14 protein-coding genes, 2 tRNA genes and 1 rRNA gene (1 of these 17 only partly in view) are annotated in these 18,741 nt (G+C 59.5%); 12 read left to right on the plus strand and 5 right to left on the minus strand.

Going from position 1 to position 18,741, the window contains the following annotated elements; translation table 11 throughout:
• The 3 genes from R3C19_11150 to R3C19_11160 all read right to left on the minus strand — a co-directional run.
• Positions 1-567: ribosomal RNA gene (locus R3C19_11150) — 23S ribosomal RNA — on the minus strand; it reaches 2,246 nt to the left of the window's first position.
• 241 nt (positions 568-808) lie between these two features.
• Positions 809-881, minus strand: a tRNA-Ala gene (locus R3C19_11155).
• Between the two features lie 56 nt (positions 882-937).
• Positions 938-1,011, minus strand: a tRNA-Ile gene (locus R3C19_11160).
• Between the two features lie 360 nt (positions 1,012-1,371).
• Here R3C19_11160 and R3C19_11165 point away from each other — a divergent pair.
• Both R3C19_11165 and R3C19_11170 read left to right on the plus strand, forming a co-directional pair.
• Positions 1,372-2,235, plus strand: a complete 864-nt coding sequence (locus R3C19_11165; protein ID MEZ6060912.1) for a DUF6677 family protein — start codon at positions 1,372-1,374, stop codon at positions 2,233-2,235.
• A 3-nt stretch (positions 2,236-2,238) separates the two neighbouring features.
• Positions 2,239-2,568: a hypothetical protein gene (locus R3C19_11170; GenBank protein MEZ6060913.1), complete on the plus strand. Its 330-nt coding sequence runs from the start codon at positions 2,239-2,241 to the stop codon at positions 2,566-2,568.
• 121 nt (positions 2,569-2,689) lie between these two features.
• Here the strand turns inward: R3C19_11170 and R3C19_11175 are convergent, their stop codons facing one another.
• Positions 2,690-3,925, minus strand: coding sequence for a serine/threonine-protein kinase (locus R3C19_11175; protein MEZ6060914.1), 1,236 nt, complete (start codon positions 3,923-3,925; stop codon positions 2,690-2,692).
• 338 nt (positions 3,926-4,263) lie between these two features.
• Between R3C19_11175 and R3C19_11180 the strand changes: the two genes are divergently transcribed.
• From R3C19_11180 to hemL, 7 genes are all read left to right on the plus strand, one after another.
• Positions 4,264-6,051 carry an ABC-F family ATP-binding cassette domain-containing protein gene (locus R3C19_11180; GenBank protein MEZ6060915.1) on the plus strand — a complete coding sequence of 596 codons (1,788 nt, stop codon included), beginning with the start codon at positions 4,264-4,266 and terminating at the stop codon, positions 6,049-6,051.
• Between the two features lie 94 nt (positions 6,052-6,145).
• Complete coding sequence (locus R3C19_11185) at positions 6,146-6,994, plus strand: tRNA-modifying protein YgfZ (protein MEZ6060916.1); 849 nt, start codon at positions 6,146-6,148, stop codon at positions 6,992-6,994.
• Between the two features lie 177 nt (positions 6,995-7,171).
• A complete protein-coding gene (locus R3C19_11190; protein ID MEZ6060917.1) occupies positions 7,172-7,690 on the plus strand; it encodes a hypothetical protein in 519 nt (172 codons plus the stop codon).
• Complete coding sequence (locus R3C19_11195; protein ID MEZ6060918.1) at positions 7,687-9,492, plus strand: DEAD/DEAH box helicase; 1,806 nt, start codon at positions 7,687-7,689, stop codon at positions 9,490-9,492. Before R3C19_11190 ends, R3C19_11195 begins: the two co-directional genes overlap by 4 nt.
• A gap of 384 nt (positions 9,493-9,876) precedes the next feature.
• Positions 9,877-10,734, plus strand: coding sequence for a hypothetical protein (locus R3C19_11200; GenBank protein MEZ6060919.1), 858 nt, complete (start codon positions 9,877-9,879; stop codon positions 10,732-10,734).
• 149 nt (positions 10,735-10,883) lie between these two features.
• Positions 10,884-12,236, plus strand: a complete 1,353-nt coding sequence (locus R3C19_11205) for a hypothetical protein (protein ID MEZ6060920.1) — start codon at positions 10,884-10,886, stop codon at positions 12,234-12,236.
• A 3-nt stretch (positions 12,237-12,239) separates the two neighbouring features.
• Entirely contained in the window at positions 12,240-13,538 is a 1,299-nt protein-coding gene (hemL, locus tag R3C19_11210; GenBank protein ID MEZ6060921.1) for a glutamate-1-semialdehyde 2,1-aminomutase, read from the plus strand.
• A 2-nt stretch (positions 13,539-13,540) separates the two neighbouring features.
• Here the strand turns inward: hemL and R3C19_11215 are convergent, their stop codons facing one another.
• Positions 13,541-13,726 (minus strand): hypothetical protein, encoded by a 186-nt coding sequence (locus R3C19_11215; GenBank protein MEZ6060922.1) that lies wholly within the window; start codon positions 13,724-13,726, stop codon positions 13,541-13,543.
• Positions 13,727-13,905: 179 nt separating this feature from the next.
• Between R3C19_11215 and R3C19_11220 the strand changes: the two genes are divergently transcribed.
• The 3 genes from R3C19_11220 to R3C19_11230 all read left to right on the plus strand — a co-directional run bounded on the left by R3C19_11220 (position 13,906) and on the right by R3C19_11230 (position 18,453).
• Positions 13,906-14,775 (plus strand): sugar transferase, encoded by an 870-nt coding sequence (locus R3C19_11220; GenBank protein MEZ6060923.1) that lies wholly within the window; start codon positions 13,906-13,908, stop codon positions 14,773-14,775.
• 291 nt (positions 14,776-15,066) lie between these two features.
• A complete protein-coding gene (dcm, locus tag R3C19_11225; GenBank protein ID MEZ6060924.1) occupies positions 15,067-16,293 on the plus strand; it encodes a DNA (cytosine-5-)-methyltransferase in 1,227 nt (408 codons plus the stop codon).
• A gap of 741 nt (positions 16,294-17,034) precedes the next feature.
• Positions 17,035-18,453 (plus strand): alginate export family protein, encoded by a 1,419-nt coding sequence (locus tag R3C19_11230; GenBank protein ID MEZ6060925.1) that lies wholly within the window; start codon positions 17,035-17,037, stop codon positions 18,451-18,453.
• Positions 18,454-18,741 lie beyond the last annotated feature (288 nt).

Raw genomic sequence — 18,741 nt, forward strand, 5'->3', positions numbered from 1 at the left:
CACACATCAATGTGCTCCGACAGCTTGTAAGCGTGTGGTTTCAGGTACTTTTAACTCCCCTGGAAGGGGTGCTTTTCATCTTTCGCTCGCGCTACTTTTCACTATCGGTCGTCAGTGAGTACTTAGCCTTAGGAGATGGGCCTCCTGGATTCAGACCGGGTTTCACGTGACCGGCCCTACTCGGGGAACCTCACGAAGTCTGGCCAGCTTTCAAATACGGGACTATCACCCTCTGTGGTTCCGCATTCCATCGGATTCCTCTAGCCGCCAGATTTGTAACTTCATATGTGAGCCCCACAACCCCGCCGAACAAGCCGGCGGTTTAGGCTTAATTCCTTTTCGCTCGCCGCTACTGGGGAAGTCGCTGTTGCTTTCCTTTCCTGTGGGTACTTAGATGTTTCAGTTCCCCACGTTCGCCCCACACACCTATGTATTCAGTGTGCGGTAATTCAGGGATCCCGGGATCAACGCTCGTTTGACAGCTCCCCCGGGCTTTTCGCAGCCTTCCACGCCCTTCATCGCCAACTGACGCCAAGACATCCCCCACACGCCCTTATGTGCTTGGCCACAAAGATTCACGGCCAGTCGGCCATTAAATCGGCAAGCACAATAACGATATCGCTCTACGCTCAAGCAAGGTCGCCCTTGCTTCGAAAACGCAATTCAGATGCCACTTAGACTTTTTCGAATTGTCAAAGATCGTTGCCGCGAAACGAGTTAGGCCCGAAATCGCGAGCGGGGTACTGTATCGGCGCCCATGCGAGCCGTCAACAGAGTGAATCTCTTTTTTTGACAAGATTCAGGTCATTGGAGACGATCGGGATCGAACCGACAACCTCCGCCTTGCAAGGGCGGCGCTCTCCCAGTTGAGCTACGTCCCCGAGTGGAAATGTGGCGTTTGAGACCGTCAATCGCAGCACCGTGCTCAAACTCACAGTGGACGTGGGAGGACTCGAACCTCCGACCTCAGCTTTATCAGAGCTGCGATCTAACCAACTGATCTACACGTCCGCTATCGTTCCAAACTGGCGGGCCGGGCATTCTGCCAAGGTACAACCATCATGTCCAGTCCGACACGTTGTTCCCACCGAATTACCGAATTCCAAGAAGTGATTGCGGCGACCGGCGAATACCGTGACGCAGCAGAACCCCGAAAGGTTCACACCTGCACGCGAGTCTGACGATGGCGTATCCGATGCCTGTGAAGTGACGGTGCAAACGGGAATCAGCTACACGACGCCGGGAGGGCGTTTCGCTATGATCAGGCGGCGCCCGGTTGCCGCCGAGTGGTCTCGCCTTGAACCGACGTGAGCCAATACCATCCGCCTGCTCGTTGACAGATTCTGAAATGCAGCGCAACACGGAGTCGAAATGAAAGACCCCCGCATCAATCTCCGTTCTCCGGCCGTAGCGGCCGTGCTGGCATTTCTGATTCCCGGAGCCGGCCACCTTTATCAGCAGCGGAATCTGAAAGCCGGCATCTTTGCAGTCTGCATCCTGGGCACGTTCTTCGGCGGAATGATCCTGGGTGATTGGCAGCCGGTTTACAGTCAGGTCATCCAGCCATCTGACAGCCTGGCATCTGCTCAAATGCAGCAGAATCCGCCGCGGACGAACTGGTCGATCGGTTACGCGGCACAGGTTCTGGTAGGGCTTCCCCGCTTCCGGCACTGGTTCAACAGGAACGATTCCGCCAGGGGAGAAGGTCCGGCGGGCGTTCTGAAAGAGGCCATCGAGAGCGACTTTCAGGGAGTCGTGCAGGAACGCGGAACGGACGGAGACGCGATGCAACAACCCGTCTCCGGACGCATCCGCCTTCAGTCTGGCGGCGGAGAGATGGTCGTCGGCAGTTTCGAGGGGAAGACCCACAACGGCCAGTCGCTGAGTCTGGACTTCCAGTGCAACATCAACCTGGGCCGTCCGGTCTTCGGTTCGCCGCGGCGACTGGTGGCCTGCAAGATTCTCGACGACCCAGACACTCAGAGCATCAGGAGCATTCGGGGCAGCATTGAACGACCATTCCTGGACTGGTACCAGGCACCGCGCGACGACGCGGAGCTTGACCGACTGCACGGAAAACTCAGTCAGAAGTTCGACCTTGCGCTCGTGTTCACATGGATCGCGGGGCTGCTGAACCTGATGGCGGTGTGGGACGCGTTCGACGGTCCTGCGTATGGATACGGCGACGAAGAACCAGACGCTCCCGACAACAAGAATTCCGATAAGAAGTCCTGAACGATGTCGGCAGCGGTCCGGAAACCGGCGGGTTTGGAGGCTGTCAATTCCGAGGTTGCAGGCAACATCGATTCCCGTTTCAATAACCGGATTGCCGGAAGTTCCGCGTTGTTCGTCAACGGATCCACTAACGACCGCCGACAGGAATTGGTGGAGCAGCAGATGCCGACAATCTTCTATGCCGTCCCGCTCTCACTGGCAGTCAGCATGGCCTACTGCGCCAGCCGCTACGAACTGCCGGAACGCATCTTTCGGTCTGCGGCGGCGATGTTCGTAAAGATTCTGCTGGGGCTGCTGGTACTGTACGGTGTCTTGTGGTTCTTTTCGTCGTAATCTGCGTCCCGAAGAACGGCTGAACTGTCTGCCCGCGAAGAAAGCAATGTGGCGGTCGAAGCTCCGGAGTTCGCCGGTGCAACGCCAACGCGGCAATCTTCACTCCGGCCCGGGACGTGACCTACCGGCCGAGGTCCAGGCGGAATCCGTCGGAAACATCGCGACCGCTGTTGACGATGGCGGTCAGTGTTTCCGTTTTTCCCGGCCGGACATTCATCAGGCGAGTTGTGCTGCCAGTGGGGTGACATGCTGCCTGGCTGGCCTGCATTGCTTCAGTTTCCATTTCCGCAAGCCACTGACGCAGTTCGCTGACATATTCGTTGGCAAGGTCGCTCTTCACGAGTTCACGAAGGAAGCCAGCGGCGCCTTCGTCGGAAAGTTCGGCGTCTTCTGCAGTGGGAAAACGCTTTGCCGGGTCCGGGTGGAGCAACCTTCGCAGGAGCACAATGAGCAGTTCGCTGAATGCAAATTCATCGACGGGAAGCATTCCCGGCAACCGGTCCAGCAGCGTGTTTTTCGCAGCCATCAGTTCACTGTACTTCAGGCCGGCGAACGGTTTCGAGCCGGTCAGCATTTCAACCAGCATATATCCCAGACTGGCGAGGTCAGACTGCGGCGTGGCCCGATAGCCCGCCAGCACTTCGGGAGCCGCGTATTCCAGCGTACACGGCTGTCCTTCCGGAGGCCGCCCTTCCCAGAAGGCCGATCCGATATCGATAATCTTCACCTGGCCGGACCGCTTCACCATGACGTTCGATGGCTTCAGGTCACAGTGAATGATCCCTTCACGATGGAGGGCGGAGACGCCGCCAAGGCATTCCCTGAGAATCGCAATGGCCATCCCCGGCTTTAGTCGGCAGTCGACTTCTCCGGAGGTCACGATCCGCTCATTGATGCTCGCCCAGCGGGATTCCGTGACTGACTCCTGAACGATATTCAGCGTATCGCGCCGCAGAATGTGCAGCAGGTCGAACCCGTCGACCCACTCCATTTCCATGTAGTAGATGCCCTGATCCCGGATAAACGTATGCACGTCGACGAGATGGTCGTCCTGAATGCGCGCGGCCATGGAAGAGACTTCCGTCAGCCTCAGCATTTCCGCGTCGTATTCCTGAACGGTGCGAAATCGTTTCGGAGAAAAGAACTTCAGCGCCACGGGAAGTCGAAAACTGCCCGCGCCGCGGCGTTCGGCAAGGACCACGGTCCCCTGCCCTCCGGCACCCAGGACCTTGAGAAACGGTCGGGCGGTCTGCCAACCAATGCTGCCCTGCCGCAGAAACGCATCAAACGAACTTTGTCGTTTGGCAATGTCGCTGGCTGGGCTGGTATCGTCTGAGCTACCGGGAGACTTGTTCACGGGAAGTTGGCTCGTGTGATAACGGCAGACACCTTACGGATCGGTGTCTGAACTCTGGCAAGTTTACGGCATTCCAACCCTCTGGCTACATGAGAGTTACGACATCTCAAAATCAGGTGACAAGTTCGTCCCTGAATTCACTTTAGGACGTTCTCTCGATTGGCAACTGCTCGGTTGAAGCCCAGGATTCCCGGAAATTCGCTGGCCCGCGAATTTCTTCGCCCGAGATGCTGCCAGGCCGGCGAAAAGCGCAAGACGTGCTTGCGACGGAGAGCCGCGGAGAGTACAGAGCGCCCGCAAAATCGAGTTCGTTAACGCCATCGGCATTCCGCAACATCATGTCCGTTTTGATCCAACTTATTGACGCCGAAAAGAGTTACGGGGACCAGCGACTTCTGGACGGAGCAAGCGTGACGCTTCACGAGGACGTGAAAGTCGGCTTCATCGGTCGCAACGGAGCGGGAAAATCGACGCTGCTGCGCGTGCTTCTTGGCGATGAGGAACTGGACAGCGGGGAGGTTATCCGCGGATCGAACCTGCGAGTTGGCTACCTTCGACAGCACGACCCTTTCCAGCCGGGCGAATCGGCACTCGATTTCCTGATGCGGGACAGTGGGCAGCCCGACTGGAAATGCGGCGAAGTCGCAGGGCAGTTTGAACTGAAGGGTGACTACCTGAACGGTCCGGTCAGGGATCTGTCAGGAGGCTGGCAGACTCGTGTCAAGCTGGCGGCCCTGTTGCTGCACGATCCCAACCTGCTGATGCTGGACGAACCGACCAACTTTCTGGACCTGAGAACACAGATCCTGCTGGAACACTTCCTGAAAACGTTTCCGGCCGCCTGCCTGATTGTGTCACACGATCGAGCATTTCTGACGGAGACCTGCGAACAGACACTGGATATCTCAAGGGGAAAACTGACGCTCTACCCCGGAAAAGTCGGGCCGTACCTGGCAAAGCTGGACGAAGACCGGTTGGTCGCCGAGCGTACCAACGCGTCCGTGATCGCCAAACAGAAGCAGTTGCAGAGGTTCATCGACAAGAACCGGGCTCGGGCGACGTCTGCCAGCCAGGCTCGTTCCAAGCAGAAACAACTCGATCGGCTGCAGACTGTCGAAATCGAAGTCGACCTGCCGACCGCCCGCATCAAGGCTCCCGTTGTGGAGCCGCGTCAGGGGCCGGCCGTCCGCTGCATCGACCTGGCCATCGGATACCCGGACCATGTCGTGGCCCGCAACATCGATCTGGAAGTCGAACATCAGCAGCGCGCGGCGATTGTCGGCGACAACGGACAGGGAAAGACCACGCTGCTGCGTACGCTGGTGGATTCTCTGAAGCCGATCGAAGGCAAGGTTAAGTGGGGCTACGGCTGCGAAGTCGGCACATACGCTCAGCACGTTTACACGACGCTGCCACAGGATCAAACCGTTCTTGAATATCTTGAGTACCAGGCAAAGCCCGGCACAACAACTCAGGATTGCCTGAAGGTAGCCGGTTCGCTCCTGTTTCGCGGTGCTCACACCAGGAAACCGATCAGGGTCTTGTCGGGCGGCGAACGTGCTCGACTGTGCATGGCCGGCCTGCTGCTGGGAACGTACAACGTCCTGATTCTGGACGAACCCGGCAACCACCTGGACGTCGAAACCGTGGAATCTCTGGCGGAAGCATTGCTGGAATACGAAGGCACCGTGCTGTTTACCAGCCACGACCGCCACTTTGTCGGTCGCATCGCCACAAATGTCATCGAAGTTCGGGACGGGCGAGCCCGCAACTACGGAGGCAACTACGACGCGTATCTCTATTCCGTGAACAAGGAGATCGAGGAAGGTGAGCGCGAACGGGCCGCTCAAAACCGGATGGCCGCTCCTCCGCCCGAAAAGTCCCGCAAGGCGGCGACCGCTCTTTCCGGCAAGGAACAGTTCAACGCACGAAAGACGCTTCGGAATCTGGAAAAAACCATCGCCCGGCTGGACGGCGAAAAGAAGGAGCTGAACGCGCGCATGCTGACGACCTCCGACGCCGACAAGGCCATGGATCTGCACAACCAGATCAACGCGATCCAGGTGGAACTCAGCGACGCCGAAGAAAAATGGTGCGCCCTGCAGGAAGAACTGGGGGAATGGTGATGTCCGGCGACTCGCAGGCTTCCGGAGACACGGCCCACTCAGAGGACATGCGGGTAACCGGTGAGGCGGCGGTGGCTGTAAGGCTGGGCCAACTGTGCCGACTGCGGTTCATCGGCCGGGATCGCGCGAAATTCCTGCACAACTTCTGCACGAACAACATCACAGCTCTGCCGGCCGGGCGCGCTGCGAAGCATTCTTTGTCGACATCAAGGCGCACGTGCTGGCACACGGATATGTGCTGGCCGGCGACCGCTTTCACGATGTCTGGATGCTGCCGGGTGACGAGGCTGCTCTCCGGAACCACCTCGAACGCTACATCATCACGGAGGATGTTGTCGTCGAGTCGCTGACGCAAGGTCGGGCATCATTCGCAGTGCCTGGGTACGACCACGCCGGGATCGTCTGGCGCGATGACGTTGAACCGCTGATGTGGCGCACCGCAGACGATTTCGACGACGCAACTCTAATGTTTGCGGAATGGGACGGCGTTCCCGTCTGCCTTGTTTCTGTGGGGGAATCCGAAGCCAACAGGATGTGGAAAATGCTGACCTCCGGCACGCGGCAAGCCACGGACGATGTTTTCGAATCGCTCAGAATTCGCGAGCGATTCCCGATCATCGGGCGGGATCTTTTCGACTCACATCTCGCTCCGGAAGCGGGACGCAACACGACTGCGATTTCGTACACCAAGGGCTGTTATCTCGGCCAGGAACCGGTTGCCCGGATCGACGCAATGGGGCATGTGAACCGCCAACTGACGCGATTTCGCATCGGTGAACGTCTAAACCAGGTCGAGCCGGCAAATGCCGCGGAAGTGACGTCCGAAGGCATCGACAGCGAGGGTCGCCGTATCGGACTTGCCGTGATCCGACTGGCCGGGATCGTCGACGGCAAATCCCCGGTCCGCGTCGGCAACACGGTGTTCGAGGCGGAAGTGTTCTGACACTGGATACTTTGCGGAAGTGCCCGTCGGCCGCCCGATTCTCGCTCTTCCGGCCAGCGGTAGAAAGCGGCCACGCTAAAGGCCGCTCGGCAGTTGCGTCGATGACACATCACAGACGTGTGCCGGTTCGCGTTCCGAAAAACCGGCGGAATCTGCCGGATTACGAAGGCGTTCTGAATGTCGAATACGGCAAAGTCCGAACAAATGAAGCTCGGCTTTCTGGCCGCGCTGGAGGTCGACGGACGCGGCTATGTGGGTGGTCTGCTGGTGACCAACCACAACGGTCGCCCGCTCGAGTTCCAGTGTACGACGCCGGTGAAGCCGGATCGCACTCAGGAAATCCTGTACGGAAAGACACTTCGTCCGTGGCTGCTGGGAGAATTGATCGGCAAAACGCTGCTGGAGCGCGTTTCCATCAAGCCCGAACTGGTCTTGACCGGCGACGCAGATTTTCTGGAACTGCGAAACCACACGGCGATTCCGGTGGCGTGTACGGACGACTCAAGCGCGGGTCCGCATGAGTCCGCACCGCAGCTGGGCGGTCGTCGGTTACGGTTCCACGAATCTCACCAGGCCGACGCCGACTTCATTCGCGATCGTTCCAGGCTGCTGCCGGGCCAGGCGGATCTGGTGGAACCGCTCGAACGGGTCCGCGATGCGCTGAACGAAACGGTCCGGACGGTGATGGCGCGATGAAGGCGACACCGGAGTGTTTCACCATCGATCTGTGCTCGGCGGTGGAAACTGTGCAGGCGGGATTCAATCCGGCCATCCGGCGCGCCGTGCAGATCGGCACGGTGTCGGTTCCGCTGGACCGCAGGCCGGAATTTGTGCCGTCGTGGAAACCGCGTCGCATTCCGATGAAGTGCATCGGGCTGACGCTTCCTGAAGGTCTGGAGTTCCAGCCGCCGGAACACAAACACGAAACGCATTCCGACGGCGTTGAATTGAAAAAGATCGCTCCGCCGAAACCTGACACGGAATCACCCGCTGGCGAAGCCGACCGTCCGAAACGCACTCGCATCAAACCCCCGGCCGACGCGCTGTCACTGCAGGACCGGTTGTTCTATCTGCTGCAGCCTCCACTGGAAACGTGGCTGGCCGGGCAGGAACTGATCATGCCGTTCGAGCCTTTTCCGTATCAGTACGAAGGTATCGCGTGGCTGTTTGCGAGTCACTCGGCGCTGCTGGCCGACGAAATGGGGCTGGGCAAGACCATGCAGACGATCACCGGCATCCGCCTGCTTCTGCGAAGCGGCCAGGTTCGCCGAATTCTGCTGATCTGTCCTAAGCCCCTGATCCCGAACTGGCAGCGGGAATTCCGCACTTGGGCCGAAGAACTTCCGGTCGTCACGATCGAAGGCAACGGTGCTCGCCGGCGCATGCTGTGGACAATGCCCGGCGTTCCGATCCTGATTACCAACTACGAATCGATGACGCGCGATCTGTCGGAAATCCCGGAGGACGAACAGCCGAAGTTCGATCTGCTGGTGCTGGATGAAGCACAGCGGATCAAGAACCGCGACTCGCGAACGGCGTGCATCGCGCGCGGCATCAACCGTCGCCGAAGCTGGGCTCTGACAGGAACACCGATCGAAAACCGTCCGGAGGAGCTTTCGTCGCTGTTCGAGTTCATGGAAGTGATTCCTGCGCGAGGCGCGCCGGATCTGCGACAGCTTTCGAAGCTGGCGGACAAGTACATTCTGCGGCGCACCAAGGATCTGGTGATGTCCGACATGCCTCCGCGCATCGACCGCGACGCCGAATTGCCGCTGACGGACGCTCAGCAGTACGCCTACGAAACCGCCGAAAAGGAAGGCGTCGTTCAGCTCAACGAAATGGGCGATTCCATCAGTGTGCAGCATGTGTTTGAACTGGTCATGCGGCTGAAACAGATTACCAACTACGATCCCCTGACCGGCGAAAGCGCGAAGCTGGAACGGCTGGTGGCGGACATGGAAGAAATCGCGGCCAGCGGCGGCAAGGCGATCTTGTTCAGCCAGTGGACGAAGACGATTGACTGGCTGGAACCGCGGCTAAAACCATTCAACCCGCTGATCTACCACGGCGGCGTTCCCACAAAGAAGCGTGAACCGATTCTCACTCGGTTCAAGGAAGACCCGGACGCTCACATTCTGCTGATGAGCTACGGCACAGGAGCCGTCGGACTGAATCTGCAGTTTGCGGGCTACGTGTTTCTGTACGACCGCTGGTGGAATCCGGCGATCGAGGACCAGGCCATCAATCGAGCTCACCGGATCGGCGTGAAGAACCCGGTCATCGTGACCCGGTTCATCAGCGTGAACACGATCGAAGAACGGATCGACCGCGTCCTCCGCGAGAAGCGTGAGCTGTTCAACGCGGTGCTGGGCGACGGTGACAACGAGGACGTGTCGCTGAGCATGAACGCGTCGGAAATCTTCGGCCTGTTTGACCTGAAGGCGCGAACGGCAAAGGGTGCAAAATCCATCGGACCCGCAAGACCCGACGCCGCCTGAACGCCGGTTTCTCTCTCTCCCGCGACGAACGATGCCGCCGCCAGGCGTCCGGCGGTTGCCGTCAGCCAGGCGCAAACTTCTTCCGGAGAACGCTTTGCGAAAGCAACCTCGGGTCGCAGCAATGATCCGGGTTGATCGCCGCAGACGCGTTGTGTGCCCGGCACGCGTGACGCGCGACCTGCATGATCGTCACCACTCATCCGGTCGCCGCAGCTTCGCCGGAAACCCCGACTGTGAGCAACAAACAGTTCAGTGGCGGCTTTCCGCATCGATGTAGGGTTCGCGTGATGCTTCAGTGCAATCCTCGTCGGCGTGACGCGCCGATTCTGCCATGCATCATGCGCCTGAGGTCCGAAGCCGCCATCGCCACAGCCGGCGTCAGCCATGACTGTCATCTATTCGCAACTCGAGTTCGACACGCCGCCCGTGCGTCACTCGGCGAGATCCGAGGCAGCGGTTGTGCCGGTCGTCAATGATCCGACGGAACGCCTGCAGCGGGTTCCGGCGACAGCGTTGCCGAAGCGTCCGGCAGACCCCGCCAGCGCCGAGCGAGACGATTTCACCTACGACTCAGCGGGAATTCAGATCTCTTCGTGTCTGGAATCCGGCGTGCCGCTACCGACCAGAGTCAGGCAACTGTCAAGAACCGACGTTCTGTTGCTGACCGACCGGCCGCTGCGTTTTGGGACCCGACTGCGTCTGGCGATGTACGTGGATCTGCTGGCGTCGGCATCCAATGCGGGCGTTGTGCACTGGTGTCGCCCCGGAACGGACGGGTGGGAGTTGGGCGCTTTCCTGACATCGCCTCTGGCCGACCACCTGCTGCTGCGCGCGCGCGGGGGGCTTCGAAACCAGATCCGCTACGAAACGAACTGGCGAGCGTGGGTCCGCTGGGAAGGAACGGAGGTGCGGCGGCCGGTCCAGATTCTGGATTACTCGGTCAGCGGACTTCGTCTGAGCTGCGATGGCACTGTGACCGGCGAACAGATGTTCTGGCTGTATCAAAACTCGGCACCGTCGTCCGGACCGCTTCTGGAAGGGCGCGTGAAGTGGTTTCTGGAGCACCAGCACAAGACCATCGTCGGCTGCTACGTCAGTAACGAGCGTGCTCGGTGCCTGCCAAGGACGTTCAACCAGGGCGCCAGGCTGCACGTCGAAATCCCGGACATCGGCGCTTCCGGAGCCCTGGATCCGCTGATGCCAATCGCGACGGACGATTCCGTCGACAACCGAACGGCGTGATGAGTCACGTCCGGCGGCACTCGCACGGCACTTTCCCCGGCGGATTCCAACCCAGGGTGTGGCCGGAGATTGCGATTTCCAGCGATCGAACCTAGGCTGGGCGGAATTCGTGTTCCGTTCCTGATCGGTCGTTCCGGAGTCCTGTTTCGATGCGTTTTTCCCGCTCTTCTGATCCTTCACGTCCGCCGATCCTGTTTGTCCTGCCTCGACTGGGACTTCTTGCCGTCGTCGGTGGCTGCCTGTCTTTGGCGGGCTGCACGGACGCGGATTCCCCGGATTCCGGCACCACATCCGCATCCGGTTCCGCCGCGCCAAAGCCGGCGGCAGCGAAGCCGGACGATGCCGCCGCTGTTAAGGCACTCGAAGAAGCCGGCTTTGCGCTCGTCAAAGACAGCAGCGGAAGCGTCGTTGAGGCGTCCAAAGCCAGCGACGAACCGATTGCCGGCCACCTGTCCAATCTGGAAGGACTGCCCAGCCTGCGGTCTCTGCTGCTGAAGGGACCCGGAGTCGGCGATGATGGTCTGGCGGTGTTGGAGAAGCTTCCAAATCTGCAGCGCCTGGACCTGTCGGAATCCGCCATTTCGGATGCAACGATGCCCATCATCAGCAGGATTGCCGGCCTGCAGGTTCTGGCGCTGCGGCGAGCCGGCATTTCCAACGATTCGCTCTCGGCAATCAGCGGTCTGAAAAAGCTGCGGGCACTCGACCTGCGAAACAGCAATATCGGCGACGGTGGAATGGACCACGTTGCAGCTATCGGAACCCTGGTCGACCTGCAACTCGAAAAGTCAAAAGTCACCGACAGCGGCGTGGCGAAGCTGGCTTCATTGCCCCTGAAATCACTCAATCTGAACGCGCAAACGTCACTCACGAATGCCACGCTGGAAATCCTGGGAAAGATGCCGACGCTGGAGTCCATTCAGCTTGATTCGACGCGGATCAGCGACGATGGCATGGTCCATGTCGCGAACCTGACCAACCTTCGCCGGCTGCGGATCCGGTCTACCGACATCACTGGTGTCGGGTTGCAGCACATCTCCGAACTGAAAGAGCTGGAGCGTCTGGAACTGCGGGATTCTTCTGTCGATGACGACGGCATCGCAGTCATCGTCGCGCTTCCGAAAGTCGAGTTCCTCGATATCAGCGAATGCCGGGTCGTGTCAAAAGACGGCCTGAAGAAGCTTGGCGGCATGACCGGCCTGAAACATCTGGGGCTTTGGGAAACTCGCACAGACGATGGCGTCATGGAATCGCTGGCAGGTCTGAAAGACCTCGCCGAACTCGACCTGAAGGCAACCGCCATCACCAACGCCAGCGCCGCCGTGATTGCCGGGTTCTCAAAGCTCACGGTGCTGAGCGTTTCCGGGACGGAACTTGACGACGACGGAATTCGGCAACTGAAGGACCTGCCGCTGACGTCGCTTGATGTTTCCAACACGAACGCATGGGACGTGATTGAGGAACTTCAAGCCAGCCATCCGAAACTGAAGATCACGAAATAGAACATGGCAGCAAACACGTCTTCACGCTCCAACAGTGAATCGCAGTTCCAGCGGGCCTGCCGGTCAATTCCCGGTGGAGTCAACAGCCCCGCACGCGCATTCGGCGCTGTCGGCGGCATTCCGCCCTTTGTTGCCAGCGGCGACGGACCCTGGCTGGTTGACATCGACGGCAACCGCTACATCGACTTCGTGGGCTCGTGGGGACCACACATCCTCGGCCATCGACATCCAGCGGTGCTGGCGGCAATCGAACAGGCTTTGCGGACAGGAACCAGTTTCGGCGCGCCAACCGTCGCGGAGTCCGATCTGGCGGAACTTGTCGTACAGCTTGTGCCGTCGGTCGAAAAAGTGCGGATGGTGAATTCCGGCACCGAAGCCACGATGTCGGCAATTCGGCTGGCGCGCGGATTCACCGGACGCAACAAGGTTGTCAAATTCTCCGGCTGTTACCACGGCCATGTTGACAGCCTGCTGGTCCAGGCCGGCAGCGGAGCATTGACACTCGGCACACCGTCCAGCCCTGGCATTCCCGCAGGCTGCACGAGCGACACAGTCGTTCTGCCGTACAACAACGTACAGTCGCTGCGAGACGCCTTCGCACAGCATGCCGACTCGCTGGCGGCTGTCATTCTCGAACCGGTTTGCGGCAACATGGGCTGCGTCGTGCCGACGGAAGAATTTCTTCACTCGCTGCGCAAGCTGTGTTCCGACCATGCCACGGTGTTGATCTTCGACGAAGTTATGAGCGGTTTCCGAGTTGCCCTCGGAGGCGCGCAGTCGCGATTCGGTGTCATTCCCGACATGACAACACTCGGCAAAATCCTCGGCGGAGGAATGCCCGTCGGCGCGTATGGCGGGCGAGCGGAAATCATGGACGCGATTTCACCCGTCGGAAAGGTCTATCAGGCGGGAACTCTGTCCGGCAATCCCATCGCCATGGCCAGCGGCATCGCCATGCTGAGCACACTGCGTGAACAGGATCCATACGGAATGCTGGAAGACCTGAGTGCTCAGCTTGCCGACGGCCTGTGTTCCGCCGCGGCAAGCGCAGGAGTGCAGATTCAGTTGAACCGCGTCGGCAGCATGCTGACGATGTTTTTCGCCGACGCACCGGTCACCGATTTCGAATCCGCGACATGTTCGGACACTAAGAAATTCGCCAGGTGGTTCCACGGAATGCTGGACCGCGGAATCTACCTGCCGTGCAGTCAGTACGAAGCATTGTTCGTCTCCGCCACCCACACACCGGAACTCATCCAGCAGACCGTGAACGCCGCAAGTGACGTCTTGAAGTCGCTGTAACCTCACAGCGCCGTGCCTCTGTGGTCAGCGGCTCGAAGCGTGACAGGCAGGTCGAGTCGTGACAGGTCCTGAACCGGGCCGCTGCCGCGGCAGCATCGCGATGGTAACGGAGTTCCGGTTTTGCCGCCGTTGCGGGGATTGCCGACGACGGAGCGGAAACGATCGCGAACGATGCGAAAAAGCAACACGCCGCCAACTTCGTTGGGGACCGTAGGGAATCGGCAACAAACTGCCCGATCGCGGCCCCGAAGCATCGCATTCCTCGCCGCCGGATGCCACGTTTCTACAGTTCGCAAACATACCGGAAATCGACCCGCCGGCACGACTCCCGCAAACGATATTGTCGCACGCTGACATCAATCATCCCATGAGCCGCAACGCGATTCTGTACCCGGTCAAACCCGGCAAAGCGACCGTCCCCGAAGTCGCAGATTCGACCAGCCTGTCGGATCTGCTGGAGTATGCCGACGACCTGCCCAGCACGGACTGGCTGACTCAGCTGCATCTGCAGTCGCCGCGTGAGAACCTGACGTGCCTGCCGCTGTCAACGCGGATCGCGAAACGCGCGGTGGATATTGTCGGGGCGACGCTGCTGCTGATGTGCTGCGGCCCGATCATGCTGGTGACCGCCGTTCTGGTAAAGCTGACGTCAACCGGTCCGGTGATCTACTCCCAGCAGCGAGTCGGCGTGAATCTGCGAAGCAAGACCAGCCGCGATCGGCGTCAGCAATCCGGACCCGTGCCCGACAACAGTGTGGACCGGCGCGGTACCGGCCGTGACCGGCGAGCCGGTAGCAGTTTCGGTCGGCCGTTCACGATCTACAAATTTCGCACGATGCGGATCGACGCCGAAAGCAACGGAGCTCGTTTTGCCGAGCACGACGATCCCCGCACGACGCCGATCGGACGCCTCCTGCGGCGAACCAGAATCGATGAACTGCCGCAACTCTGGAATATCCTCCGCGGCGATATGTCGCTTGTCGGCCCGCGACCGGAACGGCCGGAGTTCATGGAAGAACTGTCCGGCGAAATCCCCAACTACGTCGATCGCCTCGGCCTGAAACCCGGACTGACCGGCATGGCTCAGGTTGTCAACGGCTACGACAACGAGATCGAAGGCTTCCGCCGCAAGGTCAGCTATGACCTGCTGTACCTGCAAAATTGCTGTCTGATCAACGATCTGAAAATCCTTGGCCGCACCATCCGCGTCGTCATCACAGGCGAAGGCGCTCTGTAGCCCGTAGCCCGGATTATTTACGGGTTTGGACGACGAGACTCCGATCCCGTCGAATTGCAGCGACGGGCTCGGTGTCCCGTCGTACAGTGCGCATTTCGCTGATTCGACATAGCCTCCGTTTCCGAGACGTTACGTCAGGAAACTCTGATCGAGTGAATAATCCGGGCAGACGGCATGGGAAATTCGCCTCGCCGCTGAACTGGTCCAGGCCATCGCGGTCCGTTCTGCCGTGAATTGATCCGCTGGGGAGAAGTGATAGCATGCTATCACTTTGTCCCAGCGGAGAGCGGTATGCCAAATCTGTTGATCCGGGATGTTCCCAGGGCGATCCATTCACAGATTCGACGCGAACACCAGCGTCGACTGATGAGCCAGAATGCTTATCTGGTGTCGCTGCTGTCGGAGGCTGTCGAACGCCAAAACGGGCCGAGCCTGTTCGACGGCATCGACGACGCGGCTCTGGACGTTCCCAACACGACTCGGAACGACGTGACGTACTCCGTACCGTTTACGTTTATCGACTTGTTCTCCGGCATTGGAGGAATGCGGCTGGGGCTGGAAGCCGTTGGCGGAAAGTGTCTGTTCTCCTGCGAAGTCGATCCCCACGCACAGAAGACGTATCGCGCCTGGTTTGGCGACAATCCTGCCGGCAATGTTACTGAACTCACGCAGAAGTCAGATATCCCGCCTCATGACGTCCTGGCGGCCGGCTTTCCCTGTCAGCCGTTTTCGCTGGCCGGAGTTTCGAAAAAGAACAGTCTTGGTCGTGAGCACGGATTTAAGGACCGGACGCAGGGAACGCTCTTCTTCCATCTGGCGACGATCATCGAAGTTCACCGCCCTCCTGTGCTGCTGCTGGAAAATGTCAAGAACCTGCGGTCGCACAACAAGGGCGATACCTGGAAGACGATCGTCGGGACGCTGAATGACCTGGACTACGAGATCTTCAGCGAAGTCATTGACGCGTCCGCCTGGGTTCCGCAGCACCGCGAACGCGTGCTGATTGTCGGTTTCGATCGACAGACCTTCGGGGCCGAACCACCATTTCAGTTCCCGGATCCGTCAGACGCCCCGCAGCCGCAGCTTCGCGAGATCCTGGAAACATCCCCCGATCCGAAGTACACACTCTCCGATCAGCTTTGGCGGTACCTGCAGGACTATGCAGAGCGGCACCGCCGGAAAGGAAACGGCTTCGGCTGCAGCATCGCCGATCCGGATGGCATCACCCGGACGCTCAGCGCCCGGTATCACAAGGACGGCTCGGAAGTTTTGATTTCACAGGGGGAGAAACAAAACCCGCGCCGGCTGACTCCCCGCGAAGCCGGAAGACTGATGGGGTTTCCCGAACACCTGCTCGACCGCATGCTGAAACCGCCACAGGTTGTTTCGGATACGCAGGCCTATAAGCAGTTCGGAAATGCGGTTGTGCCGGCCTTGATTCAGGCTGTCGCGCGGCAGATTGTCAAAGTGATGCACTGGAAGGTCCTGCGTCGAAACGGCTGCCTCCTGAAGCGATAGCCCTCCGGCGACACGCAATCGCCGCGAACTCTCCAATTGCGCAACGAGTGACTTTGGCAGATCCGGCCGAGTTCTGCTGAATATTGTTCGCGGAGAAATGACGTGGGCCAGAACATCTCCGAGGACTTCGAGCAAACCCGCGCGCTGTGCGAATCCGCGCAGTTGTCTGGTTTGACAACTGACGGACGAAATTGGTTCCGACCACGGACTGTTGGCACAGGACAATGTGCGCGGAAGCAGCGCTTCGTCAGCCGAGTGTTGATAAGCCGCAAAGGCACCACAGTCAGGCGGTGTCACAGGGCGGGTGAAGCTCCTGCTAAGCCGCATGTGCCAGCGGACGTCGATGGCAGCAGCAGCTCGGCAGGCGCCTCTCCCTCCCGGACTTCGTGCCACAACTGCATGCATCAATTGCGGCTGACGCGCAGGTAGTGCAATCGCGACGTCGGAACCCAGTGCGGTTCGTCAGACCTGCGGAAAACGGTTGACCGGAACGGTTAACGCAACCGGCACAGCAACCGGCATTCTGCGCTTTCCCGAACCGTTGGGCGAAATCGAATATGCATCGTGGTCCTGGGCGCGACGAAACACTGATTACACCAATCGCGAAAAAGTGAAGCCGCGGAACGAGACTGGCGCCGGCAGGGATGACCGCAACGTCATCAGTTGCATTGATCCCGGCGATGCCCGTCGTGTTGTCGAGGTCTTCCATCGCGTGTTGTCGGGATGTTCAGGGAAGGAACCATGAAACGAATTGCACTCGCAGGAGTTCTTGTACTGTGGCTTTGCGGCTCGACCGTTGCCGGCGAAATCTGTTCTGTATTCGACGCCGCTCCGGATTTCCTCGACGTGGACTGCGGGCTGACTGACCTGTTCAGCGACGCGACCGACGACTGGAAGGCCAACGTCGGCGGGGCTCTTCGTTATCGCTATATCAACGAGCGAAACCGCCTGCGACCGCCGCTGCCCGCCGGGCGCAGTTCTTACGACCAATACCGGTTCACGCCGTTTGCGGAGCTGGTTTACCGCGAGAATCTGCAACTGTACGTGCAGGCCATCGACGCTCAGACGTTTGACGCTGACCTGCCGAAGCTGGCGATCGATGAAAACCAGGCTGACCTGCTGCAGTTTTACGCGGACTTGAAGATTGCTGAGTCCGACAATGACGGAACTCTCCGTCTGCGAGCCGGTCGTCAACTGCTGAGCTACGGATCTCAGCACTTGATTTCTCCGCTGGGCTGGGCCAACACGTTCCGCAATTTCGAAGGTCTGCGGCTTTACTATTCCGACCCGGACTGGGCCATCGATGGATTCGTCGTTCAGCCGGTCGACGGAGCCAGTGGAAATCTGTTCCGTCCGACCAGTTTTGATAATCCGGATCAAAGCCGGTTCTTCAGCGGCGTCTATGCCACCAACAAGAATGCACCAAACGGGACTCTGGACCTGTACTGGCTCTGGCTGAAGGAAAACGCAGACAACCCGGGACTCATCGACGGCAACCGTCATACCGTTGGTTCCCGCTACGCCGGAAAGATGCCGATTGGTGCCGAAGCGGCGGATTCCGTGAGTCTGATCTGGGACCTGGAAGGTGCATACCAATTCGGAAGGGAAGACTTTGGCGGTGCCGTGAATCAGCGGATCAATGCCGGTTTCGCTTCCGCGACCGGCGGCATCGGACTGGATGCCGTTCCGTGGAAGCCAACACTAACCGGCATTTTCTTCTGGGGCTCCGGTGACAGCAATCCGCTGGATGGAAAGAACACCACCGTCAGCACACTGTTTCCGCTTGGCCATGCGTATTGGGGGCAGATTGACAACTTCAACGGCCAGAACCTGATCGATTATGGTCTTCATCTGACGGTCAAACCCGTCGACAAAGTCACGCTGCTGGCCGGAACTCACTGGTTCACCAAGGCCGCCCGCCAGGACGCGATCTACAATGTCGCCGGCGTTCCGTTCGGTGGCCCCGTCGGCACAGCCAGCCGGAACCTCGGCACCGAACTGGACCTGGTCGCGACATGGCAGATTCAGGACAACCTGCAGCTTCAGGCAGGCTACTTCTGGTTCTGGTATGGCAGCGCTGTTGGCAACCATCCGGTTCCGGCAGTGGCCAATCGCGGCGACGCGGAGATGGTCTACATGTTTCTGGACTGGACGTTCTAACCGGTCGTTGTTCAGATTCTACGGCCTCAGCGGGCGCGCTGCCGTCAGCCGTCTTCAACGTCGGTACCGGCTTGAGGCGTCTTCACGCGACCCGACCAACGCAAAGAAACCCTGTTGACCGTTTCCGGTCAACAGGGTTTCCTATCACTGCTGTATCAACGGGATTCGCTAAATCTGCACCGGCAGCACTATGGGCTGGCCAGCAGTTGAGCTTCGATGTCATCCAGCTTGTTGTTGTTGTCGATGGCGAATACCAGAGCACCCGCGGCGGCACCAACGGTGGCCACT

The sequence above is a fragment of the Planctomycetaceae bacterium genome, assembly GCA_041398785.1.
Classification (GTDB): domain Bacteria; phylum Planctomycetota; class Planctomycetia; order Planctomycetales; family Planctomycetaceae; genus JAWKUA01.

Coding starts and splice junctions, on each gene's coding strand:
- R3C19_11165 (MEZ6060912.1), top strand. CDS start 1,372: ATGAAAGACCCCCGCATCAATCTCCGTTCTCCGGCCGTAGCGGCCGTG.
- R3C19_11170 (MEZ6060913.1), top strand. CDS start 2,239: ATGTCGGCAGCGGTCCGGAAACCGGCGGGTTTGGAGGCTGTCAATTCC.
- R3C19_11180 (MEZ6060915.1), top strand. CDS start 4,264: ATGTCCGTTTTGATCCAACTTATTGACGCCGAAAAGAGTTACGGGGAC.
- R3C19_11190 (MEZ6060917.1), top strand. CDS start 7,172: ATGTCGAATACGGCAAAGTCCGAACAAATGAAGCTCGGCTTTCTGGCC.
- R3C19_11195 (MEZ6060918.1), top strand. CDS start 7,687: ATGAAGGCGACACCGGAGTGTTTCACCATCGATCTGTGCTCGGCGGTG.
- R3C19_11200 (MEZ6060919.1), top strand. CDS start 9,877: ATGACTGTCATCTATTCGCAACTCGAGTTCGACACGCCGCCCGTGCGT.
- R3C19_11205 (MEZ6060920.1), top strand. CDS start 10,884: ATGCGTTTTTCCCGCTCTTCTGATCCTTCACGTCCGCCGATCCTGTTT.
- hemL (MEZ6060921.1), top strand. CDS start 12,240: ATGGCAGCAAACACGTCTTCACGCTCCAACAGTGAATCGCAGTTCCAG.
- R3C19_11220 (MEZ6060923.1), top strand. CDS start 13,906: ATGAGCCGCAACGCGATTCTGTACCCGGTCAAACCCGGCAAAGCGACC.
- dcm (MEZ6060924.1), top strand. CDS start 15,067: ATGCCAAATCTGTTGATCCGGGATGTTCCCAGGGCGATCCATTCACAG.
- R3C19_11230 (MEZ6060925.1), top strand. CDS start 17,035: ATGAAACGAATTGCACTCGCAGGAGTTCTTGTACTGTGGCTTTGCGGC.